Origin of the sequence: Solimonas soli DSM 21787, assembly GCF_000474945.1 — a bacterium.
Classification (GTDB): Bacteria; Pseudomonadota; Gammaproteobacteria; order Nevskiales; family Nevskiaceae; genus Solimonas; species Solimonas soli.
Genome location: NZ_AXDW01000028.1, coordinates 1 through 17,276, shown reverse-complemented (window position 1 = coordinate 17,276; position 17,276 = coordinate 1). Strand labels below are relative to the sequence as shown.

The 17,276-nt window shown below is 67.0% G+C and carries 17 protein-coding genes and 1 pseudogene; 13 read left to right on the top strand and 5 right to left on the bottom strand.

Going from position 1 to position 17,276, the window contains the following annotated elements; all coding sequences use genetic code 11:
- Nucleotides 1–345: carboxyl transferase domain-containing protein (locus tag K344_RS21420; protein WP_281169452.1), on the top strand; the 345-nt coding region annotated here is incomplete at its 5' end.
- 294 nt (nt 346–639) lie between these two features.
- On the opposite strand, the gene K344_RS0111760 is transcribed toward K344_RS21420, so the two are convergent.
- Nucleotides 640–1,758 (bottom strand): hypothetical protein, encoded by a 1,119-nt coding sequence (locus K344_RS0111760; RefSeq protein ID WP_028080835.1) that lies wholly within the window; start codon nt 1,756–1,758, stop codon nt 640–642.
- A 125-nt stretch (nt 1,759–1,883) separates the two neighbouring features.
- Here K344_RS0111760 and ppk2 point away from each other — a divergent pair, with 125 nt between their 5' ends.
- From ppk2 to K344_RS21405, 11 genes are all read left to right on the top strand, one after another.
- Complete coding sequence (ppk2, locus tag K344_RS0111755) at nt 1,884–2,801, top strand: polyphosphate kinase 2 (protein WP_028080834.1); 918 nt, start codon at nt 1,884–1,886, stop codon at nt 2,799–2,801.
- Nucleotides 2,802–2,924: 123 nt separating this feature from the next.
- The gene (locus K344_RS0111750) at nt 2,925–4,529 is read left to right on the top strand and encodes an inorganic phosphate transporter (protein ID WP_028080833.1); all 1,605 of its coding nucleotides are present in this window, start codon (nt 2,925–2,927) and stop codon (nt 4,527–4,529) included.
- A 107-nt stretch (nt 4,530–4,636) separates the two neighbouring features.
- Nucleotides 4,637–5,551, top strand: a complete 915-nt coding sequence (locus tag K344_RS0111745) for a CorA family divalent cation transporter (protein WP_051362167.1) — start codon at nt 4,637–4,639, stop codon at nt 5,549–5,551.
- Between the two features lie 61 nt (nt 5,552–5,612).
- Nucleotides 5,613–6,044, top strand: a complete 432-nt coding sequence (locus K344_RS0111740; RefSeq protein ID WP_084197346.1) for an MbcA/ParS/Xre antitoxin family protein — start codon at nt 5,613–5,615, stop codon at nt 6,042–6,044.
- Between the two features lie 3 nt (nt 6,045–6,047).
- Complete coding sequence (locus K344_RS0111735; protein WP_051362166.1) at nt 6,048–6,737, top strand: RES family NAD+ phosphorylase; 690 nt, start codon at nt 6,048–6,050, stop codon at nt 6,735–6,737.
- Between the two features lie 98 nt (nt 6,738–6,835).
- Complete coding sequence (locus K344_RS0111730) at nt 6,836–7,285, top strand: DUF2834 domain-containing protein (RefSeq protein WP_028080829.1); 450 nt, start codon at nt 6,836–6,838, stop codon at nt 7,283–7,285.
- A 39-nt stretch (nt 7,286–7,324) separates the two neighbouring features.
- Entirely contained in the window at nt 7,325–8,332 is a 1,008-nt protein-coding gene (locus K344_RS21415; protein WP_084197344.1) for an alpha/beta hydrolase, read from the top strand.
- Nucleotides 8,333–8,464: 132 nt separating this feature from the next.
- The gene (locus tag K344_RS0111720; RefSeq protein WP_028080827.1) at nt 8,465–10,357 is read left to right on the top strand and encodes a propionyl-CoA synthetase; all 1,893 of its coding nucleotides are present in this window, start codon (nt 8,465–8,467) and stop codon (nt 10,355–10,357) included.
- A 177-nt stretch (nt 10,358–10,534) separates the two neighbouring features.
- Nucleotides 10,535–11,584: an esterase/lipase family protein gene (locus K344_RS21410; protein WP_051362165.1), complete on the top strand. Its 1,050-nt coding sequence runs from the start codon at nt 10,535–10,537 to the stop codon at nt 11,582–11,584.
- A 181-nt stretch (nt 11,585–11,765) separates the two neighbouring features.
- Nucleotides 11,766–12,080, top strand: coding sequence for a 2Fe-2S iron-sulfur cluster-binding protein (locus K344_RS0111710; protein WP_028080826.1), 315 nt, complete (start codon nt 11,766–11,768; stop codon nt 12,078–12,080).
- Between the two features lie 14 nt (nt 12,081–12,094).
- Nucleotides 12,095–13,393 (top strand): serine hydrolase domain-containing protein, encoded by a 1,299-nt coding sequence (locus K344_RS21405; RefSeq protein WP_051362164.1) that lies wholly within the window; start codon nt 12,095–12,097, stop codon nt 13,391–13,393.
- A 294-nt stretch (nt 13,394–13,687) separates the two neighbouring features.
- Here K344_RS21405 and K344_RS0111700 read toward each other — a convergent pair whose 3' ends face one another.
- The 4 genes from K344_RS0111700 to K344_RS0111690 form a co-directional block, all read right to left on the bottom strand.
- A complete protein-coding gene (locus tag K344_RS0111700) occupies nt 13,688–14,536 on the bottom strand; it encodes a NotI family restriction endonuclease (protein WP_028080825.1) in 849 nt (282 codons plus the stop codon).
- Nucleotides 14,533–15,675 (bottom strand): DNA-methyltransferase, encoded by a 1,143-nt coding sequence (locus K344_RS0111695; protein ID WP_028080824.1) that lies wholly within the window; start codon nt 15,673–15,675, stop codon nt 14,533–14,535. The genes K344_RS0111700 and K344_RS0111695 overlap by 4 nt, the downstream gene beginning before the upstream one ends.
- 181 nt (nt 15,676–15,856) lie before the next feature.
- Nucleotides 15,857–16,408, bottom strand: a complete 552-nt coding sequence (locus tag K344_RS24035; protein WP_157622886.1) for a hypothetical protein — start codon at nt 16,406–16,408, stop codon at nt 15,857–15,859.
- Nucleotides 16,409–16,508: 100 nt separating this feature from the next.
- Nucleotides 16,509–16,928 carry a styrene oxide isomerase gene (locus K344_RS0111690; RefSeq protein ID WP_028080823.1) on the bottom strand — a complete coding sequence of 140 codons (420 nt, stop codon included), beginning with the start codon at nt 16,926–16,928 and terminating at the stop codon, nt 16,509–16,511.
- Nucleotides 16,929–17,082: 154 nt separating this feature from the next.
- Between K344_RS0111690 and K344_RS0111685 the strand changes: the two are divergent.
- Nucleotides 17,083–17,276: pseudogene (locus K344_RS0111685) on the top strand (IS110 family transposase); the annotation flags it as partial.

The window sequence follows — 17,276 nt, the reverse complement described above, 5'->3', positions numbered from 1 at the left end:
TACGGCATGAGCGGCCGCGCCTTCGACTCGCGCATGCTGTTCAGCTGGCCGCAGTCGCAGACCTCGGTGATGGGCGCCGAGCAGGCCGCCAACACGCTCGCCGACGTCAAGATCCGCCAGCTCGCCAGGCAGGGCCAGAAGCTCAGCCAGGCCGACATCGACGCCATCCGCGATCCGGTGCTCGGCGAGTTCAAGCGCAAGCAGAGCGCGTACTACACGACTTCCGAGATCTGGGACGACGGCATGCTCGACCCGGTCGACACCCGCAACGCCCTCGGCATGTCGATCTCCGCGGCGCTCAACGCGCCGATCGCCGATCCGCGGTATGGCGTGTTCCGCATGTAAGGCGGTTTCAGGCGCCGGTCTTCATAAGGCGCCGAGGCGTCCTTGTGAAGGCTTGGCTGCCAAACACTTTACAAGCGAGCAGCATCCTCAGCCTCATCAAGGGCGGGGACTTCGGTGGAAGCAGGCCGCCAAGGGCGCTATGTGAGCTGCAAAACGGCCGACGAGTCATATCGGGCTTTCGTGCCTCCGCCACTGCCGCCGCTCACGCCGGAACAGAAAGCCCGCGAAAGCTCGATGCGCTGGCGCCGTAAGTCACGGCAATGGTGACCGTTGCACGGGTCGGCGAGATGCGCTTCAGCGCAGCAGCGCCAGCACCAGCTCCAGCGCGATCAGCGCGATGATGGTGATCTCCAGCAGTTCGGCGCGGCGGCTGGAGGCTTCGTCGTAGAGCGCGATGTAGGTGTCGCGGACGATCGCGAGCTTGCGGTCGACGGCCTGGCTGAAGGCCGGCACGCGCAGCTGTTCGAGCGCGGCGCTGTAGATGCGCGCGAGGTAGACGTCCTCGGTGACCTGCAGGGCGTTGTCGACTTTCTCCTTGAGCTCGGTGACTTCGGCGACCAGGCCATGCAGGCGGCGCGCCAGCCGCGCGTAGCGGGCCGGCGCGCGCGGCAACAGGGTGCGCTGCGTGGCTTCGACGAGGTCGTAGATGCGCGGCAGCTCGCCGTCGAGCAGCTCGTCGTAGTAGCGCATCTCCAGCAGCTGCGCGTTCGCGGTCTCCAGCACGTCGGCGACGTCGGTGTCGCCGCGCGGTTCGTAGATGAAGGCGCGGTCCCAGGTCAGTACCACGAGATCGTCCTCGTAGTAGGAGTAGCGCTGGCGCAGCAGCTCGCGGCGCGCGAATTCGGAGAGCGGCCGCTGCTCGCCGGACAGCAGGAAGACGAGCGCCGGATCGTCGGCCAGCGTCGCCACCGGCGGCGGCGCGTCGAAGGCGCGCACGATGCCGTAGAGGTAGTCCTCCTGCAGCGTCGAATGCATCGGGCGCTCGCAGGCGTCGGCGGCGAGCGTCTTCACCTGCATGAGCAGGCGGTCCCAGAGCTCGGCGCCCGAGGCGGGGCCGACGGCCTGGTCGATGTCGTTGAGCAGCGCCGCGAAGTCGCGCCAGCCGCGCTCCTGCACCTCGGCGCGCAGCGACAGCGAGATCACGCCGAAGTCGTAGATGCGCACGCGCACCGACAAGGGCACCGTCTCGCGCGCCAGGGTGAGCGAAACGGGTTCCAGCTCCAGCAGCAGCGGCGGCACGTCGAAGGCGACGGCCTTCGGCGGCGTCTTGCTGAAACCGCTGCGCCGGCCCGGCGCGCCGGTCTTCTGCTGCCACTGCGCCTGCAGCCGCGAAAGGTCGATCGAGTAGGCGATTTCGAAGATGCGCTGGGCGATGATTTCGCCGTTGCGCACCTGCCAGGGCTTCGGGTCCATGGCGGCATCCTAAGCCGGCCACGTGTGAGAGAGGTGACGACGGCCTGTCACCGCCGCGCAAAACGCGCGCTCTAGGCTCGAAGGTCCGGCGGACTGTGCCGCCTTTCGCAAGCATGGAGCCACCGATGACCGCGCCCGATTCCAGTACTGCCCGTGACCGCCTGCTGCAGGCCGAATGGCGCGACAACCTCGACGAGGAACTCGAGCTGGAACTCGACGACGACCGTCTCGATGCCATGAACACCGATGGCGTCGACGGCGAAGACGGCGATGTCGATCGCCGCTTCTATTTCCGCGAGTTGCTGCGCCTGCAGGGCGAGCTGATCAAGCTGCAGAGCTGGGTGGTGCGCCACAAGCTCAAGGTCGTGGTGCTGTTCGAGGGGCGCGATTCGGCGGGCAAGGGCGGCGCCATCAAGCGCGTCACGCAGCGCCTGAATCCGCGCGTCTGCCGCGTCGCCGCGCTGCCGGCGCCGAACGACCGCGAACGCACGCAGTGGTATTTCCAGCGCTACGTCAGTCATCTGCCGGCCGGCGGCGAGATCGTGCTGTTCGACCGCAGCTGGTACAACCGCGCCGGGGTCGAGCGCGTGATGGGCTTCTGCAGCGACGACGAGTACGAGGAATTCTTCCGCTCGGTGCCGGAGTTCGAGCGCATGCTGGTGCGTTCCGGCATCGTGCTGATCAAGTATTGGTTCTCGATCACCGATGCCGAGCAGCACCGCCGCTTCCTGGCGCGCATCCACGATCCGCTCAAGCAGTGGAAGCTGTCGCCGATGGACCTCGAATCGCGGCGTCGCTGGGAGCTGTACACCAAGGCCAAGGAAACGATGCTCGAGCGCACGCATATCGCCGAGGCGCCATGGTGGATCGTCGAGGCGGACGACAAGAAGCGCGCGCGCCTGAACTTCATCCGCCATCTGCTCGGGCAGATACCGTATGGCGAGGTCGAGCAGGCGTCGATCGAACTGCCGGCGCGCGAGCACCACCCGGACTATCTGCGCAATCCGGTGCCGACGTCGATGATCGTGCCGTCGCTGTACTGAAGAGGGGCCGCGCACGCCGCATGGACGCCGGCGGCATCGTCCGGCGGCGCTCGACCGCCGCACGACACGGCGCTGTCACATGGCCTTGCTAGCGTCGCCCGACACGCCAAGGAAGGGCCGACGATGAGTACATCGATCATGGACAGGGGCCGCAGCGCGCGGCCGCATCTGGACCAGGGACTCGGCAGCGCCGGGCATATCGGTTTCGCCGCCTCGGTCGTCGTCGCCATCCTGTACGTCGGTTACAGCATCTACGCCGATGCCGCCGCGGCCGGCCTGCATGCCACCAGCTATCTGCCGTTCGCGCTGCTGTTCATCGCCCTGCTGATCGCGCTCGGCTTCGAATTCGTCAACGGCTTCCACGACACGGCCAACGCCGTCGCCACCGTCATCTACACGCACTCGCTGCCGGCCAGTGTCGCCGTGGTCTGGTCGGGCTTCTTCAATTTTCTCGGCGTGCTGCTGTCGAGCGGCGCGGTCGCCTTCGGCATCATCTCGCTGCTGCCGGTCGAGCTGATCCTGCAGGTCGGCTCCGGCGCCGGTTTCGCGATGGTGTTCGCCCTGCTGCTCGCGGCGATTGCCTGGAATCTCGCCACCTGGTTCCTCGGCATTCCGTCATCGAGCTCGCACACGCTGATCGGCTCGATCATCGGCGTCGGCGTCGCCAACGCGCTGCTGCACGGCCGCAGCGGCACCTCGGGCGTCGACTGGACCAAGGCGGCGGACATCGGCAAGGCGCTGCTGCTGTCGCCGCTGCTCGGCTTCGCGATGGCGGCGTTGCTGTTCCTCGCCTTCAAGGTGCTGATCCGCAACAAGGCGCTCTACGAGGAGCCGAAGGGCGGCCTGCCGCCGCCGGGCTGGATCCGCGGCCTGCTGATCTTCACCTGCACCGGCGTCAGCTTCGCGCACGGCTCCAACGACGGCCAGAAGGGCATGGGCCTGATCATGCTGATCCTGATCGGCACGGTGCCGACGGCTTACGCGCTGAACCGCGCCGTGCCGGAGCAGTACGTCGCCGAATTCCACAGCCATTCGCTGGCGGTCAACGAGGTGCTCGGCGTGCGTGCCGGCGGCGGCGCCACCGACGGCGATCCGCGCGCGGTGCTGACGCGCTACATCGCCGACAAGCAGTTCGCGCCGGCGGTCGTGCCGGCGCTCGCCGCGCTGGCGACCGACATCGACGGACAGGTGACGAGCTACGGCTCGCTGGCGCGCGTGCCGGCCGAGCAGACGCGCAACATGCGCAACGACATGTACCTCGCCGCCGAGGCGATCAAGCGCATGGGCAAGGACGACGCCCTGAAACTCGCGGCCGACGAGCAGCAGACGCTCGACACCTACAAGGGTTCGCTCGACAAGGCGACGCGCTTCATTCCCACCTGGGTGAAGATCGCGGTCGCCTTCGCGCTCGGCCTCGGCACCATGGTCGGCTGGAAGCGCATCGTCATCACGGTCGGCGAGAAGATCGGCAAATCGCACCTGACCTACGCGCAGGGCGCGTCGGCCGAGCTGGTGGCGATGGCCACGATCGGCGCCGCCGACGCCTTCGGGCTGCCGGTGTCGACCACGCACGTGCTGTCGTCCGGTGTCGCCGGCACCATGCAGGCGAACCGCTCCGGCCTGCAGATGTCGACCGTGCGCAATCTCATGATGGCCTGGGTGCTGACCCTGCCGGCGTCGATCCTGCTGTCGGCGCTGCTCTACTGGCTGCTGTCGAGCGTCTTCTGAGCGACGCGACGGAACAGGGCCCGGGCGGCCAATCGGCCGGCAGCCTGATCGGCTGGAGCCCGCTCAACAGCGCGCTGGTCTGGGGTTTCGAATTCGCCGGCGGCGAGATGCGGCGCCTCGGCGACGTGGCCGGCGAGGCGGCGCCGGGCGCGTTCCGCTGGCTGCATTTCAACGAGGCCGATCGCGGCGCGCTGCGCTGGGTGCAGACGGCGCAGCTGCCACCGGCGATCGCCGACGTACTGCTGTCGCAGGATCGCCACCAGCGCGCCGTCGTCGAAGGGGCTTACGTGGCCTGCGTGCTGCACGACTTCGAACGCGAGTTCGAGGATTGCGAGACGCGCGGCATCGGCGCGCTGCGCTTCGTCATCGGCCCGCACTGCATCGCCAGCTTCCGCCGCCATCCCCTGCGCTGCGCCGACATCGTGCGGCGTCGCCTCATGGGCGGCGCCCGCATCGGCGACGCCGCCGGCGCTTTCAGCCTGCTGGCCGGCGCGCTCACCGAAGTCGTCGCCGCACAGCTGCACGAGCTGGACGCCGCCGCCGAGCAGGCGGAGGACGCGCTGCTCGCCGACGAGCACGAGCCGGACACGCGCCAGCTGGCGCTGATGCGCCGGCGCGCCGTGCAGCTGCACCGCCTGCTGTCCGGACTGCGCTCGCTGTGCGCGCGCCTGGAAGCCGACGACGCGCTGCCGCCGGCGCTGCTGCCGCCGGTCGAGACTTTCGCGCAGCGCATCGCCGCGCTCGATCAGGGCGTGATCGCCCTGCAGAGCCAGCTGCGCCTGCTGCGCGACGAACTGGAGCTGCAGACCTCGCAGCGCACCAACCGCAGCCTCTACATCCTTTCGATCGTCTCGGCCCTGATGCTGCCGGCGACCTTCGTCACCGGCCTGTTCGGCATGAACACCGGCGGGCTGCCGTGGGCGGAAGCGCCGCACGGCACACTGGTGGCCACGCTGCTGGCGCTCGGCTCGGCGGGCGCCGTCTATCTCGTGCTGCGCCTTCTGGGCTTCATCCGGCTCTAGCGCTGTACGCGACCGATGTCGTGGTTTATTATTGCGAAACGACATTTGACGCTGGAGCCTCATGCGCCTCGTTCCCATCGGCATCGAGCCCGCTGTCGCGGCACCGGACCGCAAGGACCCGGACTGGGATGCGCGCCGCAACGCGGTCGGCCTGCGCCAGGCGCTGTCGATCGCGCAGAGCTGGAAGCTCGGCCAGAACGAGCTCGGCCGCCTGCTCGGCACCACCGCGCGCACGGTGCAGCGCTGGCGCGATCAGGCCGAGGACGGTCGCCTCGATCTCTCCGCGGATACGGTCGAGCGGCTCAGCTACCTGCTCGGCATTCACAAGGCCCTGCAGATCCTCTTTCCGACGCCGGACAACCGCCTGCTGTGGCTGCGCAATCCGAACAGCGCGCCGCCGTTCGGCGGCCAGCCGCCGCTGACGCGCATGCTGTCCGGCCAGGTCGCCGATCTTTACGTCGTGCGCCATTACCTCGACGGCGCACGGGGCTGATCCGTGGCCGACTACGGCACGCTGCGCAGCCGCAGCGTCGAGGGCGACATTCACCGCATCGTGCCGAGCCGCTATCCGGCGGTCTCGCTGTTCGACGTCGCGCGCAGCGACGAGGAACTGCAGATGCTCGCCGAGCTGGAGGGCCTGACCAACGAGCGCCTGCGCCAGCAGCTCGGCGCGATCCAGCGGCTCGAACCGGGCGAGGCCGTGTACGGCGCCGGCTGCACGCCGATCATGGCGGCCTTCTGCCATCCGAGCGCCTCGCGCTTCACCGACGGCAGCTTCGGCATCTATTACGGGGCCTGCCGCGTCGAGACGGCGATCGCCGAGACGCGCCATCACCGCGAGCTTTTCATGCGCGCCGCCGGCATCCCGCGCGAGGTGCTGGAGATGCGCTGCTACACGACCCGCCTCGCCGAGCCGATGACGCTGCTGCCGGCCGGCGAGCTGCGCGCCAGGATTCTCGACCCCGACGACTACAGCGCCGGCCAGCGTTTCGGCGCCGCCCTGCGTGAGCGGCGCTGCTGGGGCATCTACTACAACAGCGTGCGCGACACGCCCGACGGCCGCTGCGTCGGCGTGCTGCGGCCGCGCGCGCTCAAGCCGGTCACGCAGACCAGCCACTACCGCTATTTCTGGGACGGCCGGCGCATCGCCGAGATCGAGCCCTACCAGCGCATGCAGCTGCGCTGAGGCGGGATCCGCCCTCGTCCGATCCGGGGAGGAGCGCGCCGCCGGCCGGCACCATAGTCGGCGCATCGCGGCCGCCGCCGCGCCTCGGGGGAACGTCGATGTGCGCAGTCGAAATCTTCTACGCGCTGCTCGGCCTCGCGCTGACCGTGCTGATCTTCTGGCTGAACCGCTCGCTGTACCGCGGCGGGGCGACGACGCTGGAAGCGGTCTGCTATCTGGTCGCCGTGCCGGCGCTGGTCATCGGCTGGTATTTCAATATCGCCTACATGCGCGAGTACGGCAGCGAGGCCGGCTGGTGGCACTGGACGACGCTGCTGTTCGTCAACCCGGCCTCGGCTTCGGGCGGCCAGGATCTGATCATCGCCAACCTGATCCTGTTTCCGCTGTGGACCATGGTCGACGGCCGCCGCCTCGGCATGCGCGCGCCGTGGCTGTACTTCGTCATGAGCCTCGTCACCAGCTACGCCTTCGCGATCGCGCTGTTCATGGCGCTGCGCGAACGCCAGCTGCGCGCCAGCGCGCCGCCGGCGACGAGGGCGGCCGGCTGACGCGGCGACAGCGCTCGCACCTTCGACTACAGTCGCCGCATGAGAGCCGAACCCCAGGAACGTGAACGCGCCGCGCTGCCGACGACGGAAGTCGCGGTGCCGGCGCTCAAGGCGGTGAGCATCGGCCGCCGCAGCCGCTTCATCACCTGGCTGATGCGGCGCCTCATGCGCCCGTACCTGAGCTGGCTGCTGCGCGGCTCGAACGAGCGCATCGCGCGCGCGCAGCTGCTGTGCGCGAGCCAGGTCTGCCGCGACAGCAGCGGCTTCGCCGTCGACTACGACGTCATCGGTGCGCCGGACGCCGGCGTGCCGGGCCATGTCGTCGGCCGCCTGACGGAGCGCGAGAAAACGGTCGTGCTGTGGATTCACGGCGGCGCCTTCCTGCTGCCGGCGGCGCCGGACATCCACGTGCGGCTGGTCGCGCGCATCTGCCGCGAGCTCGATGCCGTCGGCTTCCTGCCGGACTACCGGCTCGCGCCGTTCAACCGCTTTCCCGCCGCGCTCGACGACTGCGAGCGCGCCTACCAGGCCCTGCTCGATCTCGGCTTCGCGCCGCAGCGCATCGTGCTGGCCGGCGAATCGGCCGGCGGCAATCTCGTGCTCGGCCTGCTGCAGCGCATCCGCCGGCGCGGCTGGCCGATGCCGGCCTGCGCCGTGCCGATCTCGCCGGTCACCGAGATGGGCCGCGTACACGCGCCGCCCTCGCGCACGCTGCGCATGAACAGCGACCCGCTGCTGCCGATCGCCGGCCTGCAGCGCGTCGACGAGCTTTACGCCGGCAGCCACGACGCGCACGACCCGGAACTGTCGCCGCTGTACGCCGATTGCCGCGGTTTCCCGCCGCTCTATCTGCTGGCCAGCGACACCGAGGTGCTGCTCGACGACAGCGTGCTGTTCGCGCGGCGCGCCAGGGCGGCGGGCGTCGACCTGCAGCTCGACGTCTGGCCGGTGCTGCCGCACGCCTTCCCGCTGTTCGGCGGTCTCTATCCGGAAGTGCGCCAGGCGCGCGACGACATCATCGCCTTCGCGCGCCGGCATCTGGGCTAGCGCGCCGGACATTGATCCGGCGCAAGGCCCGCACGGCGCCGACTCGCCAGAATGCATGAGGACGGCCCTGCCACGGACGCTACACTGCGGCCGGCGTCCGACCGCCACCATGGGCCAGCCGAGGAGACCTGCATGGCCATGCACCGCTACGCCGACATCTATCGCCGCTCCATCGCCGAGCCCGAGGCGTTCTGGGCCGAGCAGGCCGCCGCGCTGCGCTGGAGCAAGCGCTGGGAGCGCGTGCTCGACGACACGCGCGCGCCGCTGTACCGCTGGTTCGCCGGCGGCGAGCTCAATACCTGCGACAACGCCCTCGATCGCCACATCGACGCCGGCCGCGGCGAGCAGACGGCGCTGATCTACGACAGCCCGGTCACCGGCAGCACGCAGCGTTTCACGTACCGCGAGCTGCGCGACCGCGTCGCCGCGTTCGCCGGCGCCCTGCGCGCCAACGGCGTGAAGCGGGGCGACCGCGTGGTCATCTACATGCCGATGGTGCCGGAGGCGGCGATCGCCATGCTGGCCTGCGCGCGCATCGGCGCCGTGCATTCGGTGGTGTTCGGCGGCTTCGCGGCGCCGGAGCTGGCCAAGCGCATCGACGCCGCCGAGCCGGTGCTGATCGTCTCGGCATCCTGCGGCATCGAGCCGGGCCGGCTCATCGAGTACAAGCCCTTGCTCGATCAGGCGCTCGAACTCGCCGCGCACAAGGTGCGGCGCACCATCATCCTGCAGCGCGAGAAGTGCGTCGCCAGCCTGCAGGCCGGTCGCGATCTGGAATGGCATGAAGCGGTGAACAATGCGACGCCGGCCGCCTGCGTGCCGGTCGCCGCCACCGATCCGCTCTACGTGCTCTACACCTCGGGCACCACCGGCAAGCCGAAGGGCGTGGTGCGCGACAACGGCGGTCACGCGGTGGCGCTGCGCTACTCGATGCAGGCCGTCTACGACTGCGGCCCCGGCGAGGTGTTCTGGGCGGCGTCCGACGTCGGCTGGGTGGTCGGCCACTCGTACATCGTCTACGGCCCGCTGCTCGCCGGCTGCACGACCATCCTCTACGAAGGCAAGCCGGTCGGCACGCCGGACGCCGGCGCGTTCTGGCGCGTCATTTCGCAGCACAAGGTCAAGAGCTTCTTCACCGCGCCGACGGCGTTCCGCGCCATCAAGAAGGAAGATCCGCGCGGCGAGCTGATCAGGCACTACGACCTGTCGAGCTTCCGCACGCTGTACCTCGCCGGCGAGCGCTGCGATCCGGACACCATCGAGTGGGCGGCCTCGCAGCTGCAGCGGCCGGTGGTCGACAACTGGTGGCAGACCGAACTCGGCTGGCCGGCGATCGCCAATCCGCGCGGCATCGAGCCGCTGCCGGTCAAGCCCGGCTCGGCGACCGTGCCGGTGCCCGGCTTCGACCTGCAGGTGCTCGATCTCGACGGCCGGCCCGCGGCGCGCAACGAGATCGGCAACGTGGTGATCAAGCTGCCGCTGCCGCCCGGCACGCTGACGACGATGTGGAACAACGAGCAGGGTTACGTCGACGGCTATCTGACGCGCTACCCCGGCTACTACCTCGCCGGCGACGCCGGCTACGTCGACGACGACGGCTACTTCTGGGTGATGTCGCGCATCGACGACATCATCAACGTCGCCGGCCATCGCCTGTCGACCGGCGCCATGGAGGAAGTGCTCGCCAGCCATCCCGACGTCGCCGAATGCGCGGTGATCGGCGCCGCCGACGCGCTCAAGGGCCAGGTGCCGATCGGCCTCGTCGTACTCAAGTCCGGCGTCAGCAAGGCGCCCGAGCAGATCAGCCGGGAACTGGTCGCGCGCGTGCGCGAGCAGATCGGCGCGGTCGCCGCGCTCAAGCAGGTCGCCGTCGTCGCGCGCCTGCCGAAGACGCGCTCCGGCAAGGTGCTGCGCGCGACCATGCGCGCGATCGCCGACGGCGCCAGCTACACCATGCCGGCGACGATCGACGATCCGCGCGCGCTCGAGGAGATCGGCGCGGCGCTGGCGGCGACGCGCGGCTGAACCGGTCGGCGGCACAGCCCGCTCCTCAACTGTAGGCACCCCTGGTCGCGACCGGCGGCGCCGCGCGACGCCGACCTGATCCACCTGGCGTAGGCGCGCCGCGCCGGCGGGCGCTTATGGTGTGCGGCAGACAAGCGCCGCGACCATCGACGTCGGCGGCGAAGAAGGGGGAGCGCAATGCAGCAGCGATGGCGATGGACGATCGCGGCGGCGGCCGGGCTGGCGCTGGCGGCCTGCGGCGGCGGCGATCCCGGCGGCGGCGATGCCGCCGAGCCGAGACTGGCGACCGATCAGGCGACGCTCGACGCGGCGCTGGACTGCACGGACTTCACGCATCCGGACAAGCCGCCGGTACTGCTCGTGCACGGCACGTTCACCGCCGGCCTCGAGCAATACGAGTGGACGTACAAGCCGCTGCTCGTCGAACGCGGCTTCGACGTCTGCATCGTCACCTATCCCGACCGCGGCCTCGGCGACATGCAGATCTCCGCCGAGTACGTCGTCAACGCGCTGCGCCGCATCCGCGCCGGGAGCGGGCGCAAGGTCGCGGTGATCGGCCACAGCCAGGGCGTCGCCGTGCCGCGCTGGGCGATCAAGTGGTGGCGCTCGGCGCGCGAGGCGGTCGACGACTTCGTGATGGAAGCCGGGCCGAACCACGGCACGACGTCCGCCGCTCCGCTGACGGCGCTGATCCCGAAGCTCACCGGCGGCGCGACCGGCCTGCCGGCGGTGTTCTACCAGTTCGATCCGGACTCGAACTTCATGAAGGCAACCAATGCCGGCGACGAGACGCCGGGCGACATCTCGTATACCTCGCTGTACTCGGGCTTCTACGACGAGCTCGTCGAGCCGGTGCGGCCGGTGCCGACGGCGGCGCTCGACTACGGCCGGGACAATCCGAACGTCGCCAACATCCTGCTGCAGGACGTCTGCCCCGGCCGCTTCGTCGACCACGTGACGATCGGCCTCAACGACGCGCTGGCGTTTGCGCTCGCGCTCGACGCGATCACCCATCCCGGCCCGGCCAGCGTCGAGCGCGTGCTCGCCGACTACGGCAGCCGCGGCGCGCTGTGCGGGCGGCTCACGCTGCTGCCGGATCTCGCGCTGCCGAGCCTGCCCGATCTGCTCGGCGGCCTGATCCGCGCCGTGCTCAGCGAGCCGGGCAACGGCCTGCCGGCGCTGCACCTCGCGGGCGGCGAACCACCGCTGCAGCCGTATGCGCAGTAGGCAAGTTTTGCCGCGAACGGCCGAAGCAGGGCGGCGGGACGCGATCCGGACTGCACGGCGTCGGGCCTCCGAGCGAGCGATCCGCGCCGCGCGGCAGCCGGCGCTTGCGGACAGTGCCCGCTCTGCGAAGAATCGCCTGCCCCCGGGGACTCGCCCCGGCCCCGCCCTCAGCCGAAAGCCAATGCGGAAGATCGTTCCTGTCCAGCCCGATGGCGCCAGCCAGACCGTCGACGCGCCCGCCGGGCAGTCGCTGATGGAAGCCGCCACCCAGAACAACGCGCGCGGCATCGTCGGCGACTGCGGCGGCGCGTGTTCATGCGCGACCTGCCGCGCCTACATCGACGCGCCATGGGCGGAGCAGCTGAAGCCGGCCGACGACATCGAGACCGGCATGCGCGAAGGCGCGCTCGACGTCGAGCCGAGCAGCCGCCTCGACTGCCAGATCGCGGTCAGCGACGCGCTTGACCGCATCGTCGTGCGCGCGCCGGTCCGCTAGTTCTGAGCGCGCGCTTGAAACTGAGCCTGCCGCGCGTTCCGGTTGTCGGAACGGCCGTCGAGACGCTCGCCGGCTGCGTCTGGACGCGCGTGCACGTGCCGGACGATCTCACCGCCGTCAGCCGCGTCGACGCCGAAGCCGAGCACGATCCGCGCGAGGTCGGCATGACCGTCGCCGGGCGCGAGCGCATCTGGGCCGCCGTCGAACACCTGTTCCGCGGCGCGGTGCATCCAGCCATCACCATGGTGCTGCGCCGCCGCGGCCGCATCATGCTCAAGCGCTCGATCGGCTGCGTGCACGGCAACCTGCCGGGCGACCGCGAAACGCCGCGCGTCATCACGCCGGATTCGCCGCTCAGCCTGTTCTCGGCCTCGAAGTCGATCTCCGCGCTGCTGGTGCACAAGCTGGTCGACGACGGCGTGCTGTCGCTCGACGATCGCGTCGTCGACTACATCCCGGAATTCGCACCGCACGGCAAGGATCGCGTGACGATCCGCGGCCTGCTCGCGCATCGCGCCGGCATTCCCGACGTGCCGCACGTCGAGCCGACGCCGGGGCTGCTACACAAGTGGGACACCATCATCGACCTGCTCTGCAAGGCCAGGCCCTTCGACAAGGACTTCAGCAAGTCGGCGTATCACGCCCTGTCGGCCGGCTTCATCGTCGGCGAAGTCGTGCGCCGCGCCAGCGGCCGCGAACTGCCGGCGCTGCTGCACGAATGGATCGCCGCGCCGCTCAAGCTGCGCCACATGACCTTCGGCCTCGCGCCGGAGCTGCGCCACCTGGCGCCGATCAACGCGCGCACCGGCCCGCTGCCGTTCTGGCCGGTTAACCAGTACATCAAGCGCGTCGTCGGCGTGTCGATGAGCGCGGCCGTGCATGCCTCGAACGACGAAGCCTTCCTCTCGTCGGTCGTGCCGGCCGGCAACATCTACGCGACCGCCGACGACGCCTGCCGCGTGTTCCAGATGCTGCTCAACGGCGGCGAGCTGGACGGCGTGCGCGTGTTCAAGCCGGAGACCGTGGCCGACGCGATCCGCCCGGCCGGGCCGCTGCAGATCGACCGCACGCTGCTGATCCCGATGCGTTACTCCGCCGGCTTCATGCTGGGCCAGGACCCGATCGGCCTGTTCGGCCCGTCCAGCGGCCGCGCCTTCGGCCACATCGGCTTCCTCACCATCCTCTGCTGGGCCGATCCGTCGCGCGACATCTCCGTCGCGCTGCTCAACACCGGCAAGTCCATGGCGCCGGCCATGATCACGCGCATCATCGGCGTGCTGCGCGCGATCGGCGCGGAGTGCGCGCGCGGCTGATCCCGCCAAGATGACGAAGCGATTTCGTCGTAGCCGCCATCCAGGAACTGCGGCGGGCGTCGGCTAAACCGTAGGAACCGTCGCGTAGGCTTGATGCTCTGGTTCTGCACTTTGCGAAGCCTCGACTGCAAATCTAAGTGGCTTGAGCGCACGAATGATTACTCGTCCGATCGCCTGAAGCTGCTTTAATGACGCACGATGTCTACCGATTGCCAGCGTTCGGTTCAGGTCGGGTTGAACCTGTTGTTAGAGCGCTCGCCAGGAGTCACGGATAAAACTTCGATGCAGAGGCGATCACACAGGACGGAACAATGTAACAGGTAAAATCTTGGCCTGAAGCGTGTTGATGATCTCCTCAAGCTCGATGCGAGCCTCAGCTTGCAAGCCAAGACAGGCTGCAATGCCATCGGCGTCCGTGCTTAGCCGAGAAGCCATAGTCAGGCGAAAGTTCCCATCGTCGGCACGCGCCATCCGGTAGGAGTGGAGGTGCATCGAGTCACCGACTGCCGCTGAATTAACGTGGTCAAACTTGAATTCCTTCGTCATGTAAGCTAGGAACTTGTCTTGCACCACGAGAACGAGCTTTCTATTGACGTGCTCGAATGTCTGCACTTTGTGATGCATCTGTACGAGGATCGTCTTCGCGGTCATCTTCCAGTTCATGCCAAAAGTCTTGTCAGACTCTTCGCCGTTGTCCCCGCGCGAAACTCCCAGCTCTTTGAGCAGGCGCTGTCGTTCAGGCCACACGGTGCCCGTCGTATCGAGCGTTTGCAGCTCGATACCCACAAAGTCCCGAACCTTGCCGTCCTTTGCGGAAACGAGGACATAGTCGATGCTCCCGCCGGGCACAGTAACCTCGGATACGAGGTGAAGCTCGTTCCCTGGTTCGTGGCTTGTCAGCAGGTGTAGGCAGTCGGTGAAAATTTGCCCGCGTTGGATAAGGCGCGTCGGGCAGATAATGATCGGTTCGGGCTCCCGGCCATACAGAACTGTGCAGGAGCCAATCGAAATCTCTGGATTGGACTTCCGAACTTTGTAGCATCGCTTGTCAAGAAAAGGGCACTGCTGAGTCGCAATCACTTCTGGCCAGTCAATACTTGGGGCATCGGCAGCCTTTCCGAAAAGTTCGACGACTTTGCTCATAGAAGACCATCGCACCTTTTTTGTGAGAGCTCGAGATAGTGGCGCGAAATGTCGATGCCCACCGATTTAAGGCCAAGATTGCGGGCGGCGAGTAAAGTTGTGCCAGTCCCGCAGAAGGGGTCAAGCACCACACCGCCAGGGGGGCATGTGGCTAGCAGAGGCCTCCGGCAAAGATCCAGAGGATAAGGGGCGAAGTGCGTGCCGCGTCGCTGCGTATCCTCGGGAATGATGTCCCACACGTCGCCCGGCTTGCTCCCGTTGGGGTGGTACTTAAGGAAGTAGAAACCCTTGTCTCGAAGCTCTTTCGCCCGACCGGAAACCTTCTCGCTATCCGAATGGGTGGCGCGTTGCTGACCACGAATAATCATGCGGAAGTCTGAGACGTTACCTGCCGCCAAGTCAGCTAGCATGCGGTCAAGCGCTGTGAAGGCGGCTTTCTTCTCGTTGTCGTCGAGCGCCGTGGAAAGCTCAAGCTGCCTCTTATAGCGGACGCCGGAAACTCCTGTGGCAGAAATAACCGCGCCGTTAACGACTTTCGCTTCGCGCGGTCTCGACCGAATGGCATCGGCGTTGTAGTAGTAACCCTTCGGCTGCTTTACGAAGTGAAAGAGATTCTCGTGGATATTAGCCAAGCGATCTTTGCTATTGTCCATGCCGCCTTTTAGCTTGTTCCAGACAACGCTGTTCCGCATCGTCCAGCCTTGAACGTCGGTCAACTCGAAAGCCACCCGCCAAGGAATACCGACCAGACCTTTACCGTTGTAGGTGTCCCCGATGTTAAGCCAGAAGGACCCCGTGGACTTCAGAACTCGCTTCAGCTCCAGAAAGATCGCAGCCAAGTCTTTTACGAAGTCCCGATAGTCGGACTCAAGACCGATGCCCCCGTTCTCGTACTCCCGCTTTCCCCAATACGGTGGGGACGTCATGGCGAAGTCGATGCTCTCGTCGGGGAGACATTTGAGAACAGCCAGCGCATCGCCATTGAGGAGCAGTGGGCGTATCGTTTTGTCCTGCTGGTAGGAGGCAAACGCGTGCCTGTATTCTGTTGAGACGAAGTATGGCTGCGACTGGGCGAAATGGCCTGCTATCACCTTGCGGTGGATCGCGCCGTCCATAACTGAAATGCTTCCGTCATTCACTGAAATTGCCTCAGACTGCCTTGGAGCTTTTGCTCATTGCGCTCTAACGCCCAGGTTCAGCCGCGGCCCTGCCGGAGGGCCGAAGGCCCGGAGGCAGGGACGTCGGCTGCAATGATGAAATGGACTCCTCCCGCTGTTTTGAGCGGCATCGAAGTGCCAAGCTGGAGATACGAATCATCAGCTATCCAACAGGAGGAGTCCGGACATGGAATCTACGCTCATCGCGGTGGATACCGCAAAGCTGGTTTTTCGAGGTGGCGGAGGTCGATGGTGCAGGCAAGGTGCGGCGGCGTCTGCGCCTGAATCGCCCACAGTTCTTGTTGGGCATGCTTACGTGCTGCCCCACAGGAACAACTCCTTCACTACCTTGCGCTGCCCTTGATAGCTGGGCCAGCGCAGTGATTGCACTTTGGGCCTCAGCTACTGGCCATTGAAGCTCCTCAGATTCAGCCCACGGAGCAGCGGCTGCTGCAATGGCTGCCTCATTGAGGGCCGCGAGGTCTGAGACGAAGGTGGCGGGAAACTGAAATAGCCACGTGCTGCCACTGTTGTTTAGCTCTTTGAGGTCATGGGTGTCGAAGTCGAACGCCGCGCCCTGCATGATGGCCCAGAGAGTGCCGAACTCAAGGTTGGTGAGGCCCTTTAGCTGGATGCGGTGAAAGCCACGAGACGCAAGTGTGTAGCAAAATGCTTCAGTAGGAGTGGCAACGAAGATGTCAGAGAGGATTGCCATAGCTGCCTTTCTTGTATGCCCAACACTAGGTTAAGAGGCGTGCCCGCGAAGCGGGCACGTCCTCTTGAACCGCTTGTTAGCGGACCACGCGCACTCACGACTATGTTCTTCCACGTAGCCCCCAGAGAACGAGGAGGGAGGCGCCAATGATTGCAAGCCCAACGCTCATAAAGCCGACTTGGATGAGGCTCTCTTGCCAGGCAGCCGCATTAAGACCGGGCGCGGTTATGGGTGACAAGGCGCCGGTGCCGAAGACAGCAGCCAGCGTGGTGAACGCCCAGTTTGCGTAGGCCCCATACAGAACGGCCCAGTAAGCTACCGCAGCTAGCCGACTAGAGAGCCGGACCTCCGCCCAGACTGCTCCCAGTGCCAAGAGGAAGGTGCCATTCATGACACCTTCTAAGTGCGCTGCCAGCCCCATGCGAGTGTTACTGAACTTTGTCTCGACGAGTCCAGTGAACAGGCCCAGCAGAAACAGAAACATTCCATGCCACAGCAAGCTACGCCTGAAGTCGTTCACTGATGATCTCTCCACGGTCCGCTAGACAGTATGCCTTCCGCAGTCAGAGGCGCTGACCTCCGCGAAGGCCGTAACGCGGGTTAGCGAGTTGCCAGAGCCGCAGGAGCGAGCAAGCACTACGCTCATGGATCGGTTTCCTTGTGCGGAGGTCAGCATGGCAAACGATAGCACCGTCTTTGTGGGGCTGGATGTTCACAAGGACTCGATCATGGCGGCGTATGCCGTCGGTTCCGGTGACGTGCAAAGTGTGGGCCAGATCGGTGTTCTGGACCGTGACGTCGATCGTCTTTGCGTGCGGATGCAGAGCAAGGCATCGCGGGTCATGTTCGTCTACGAGGCCGGTCCCTG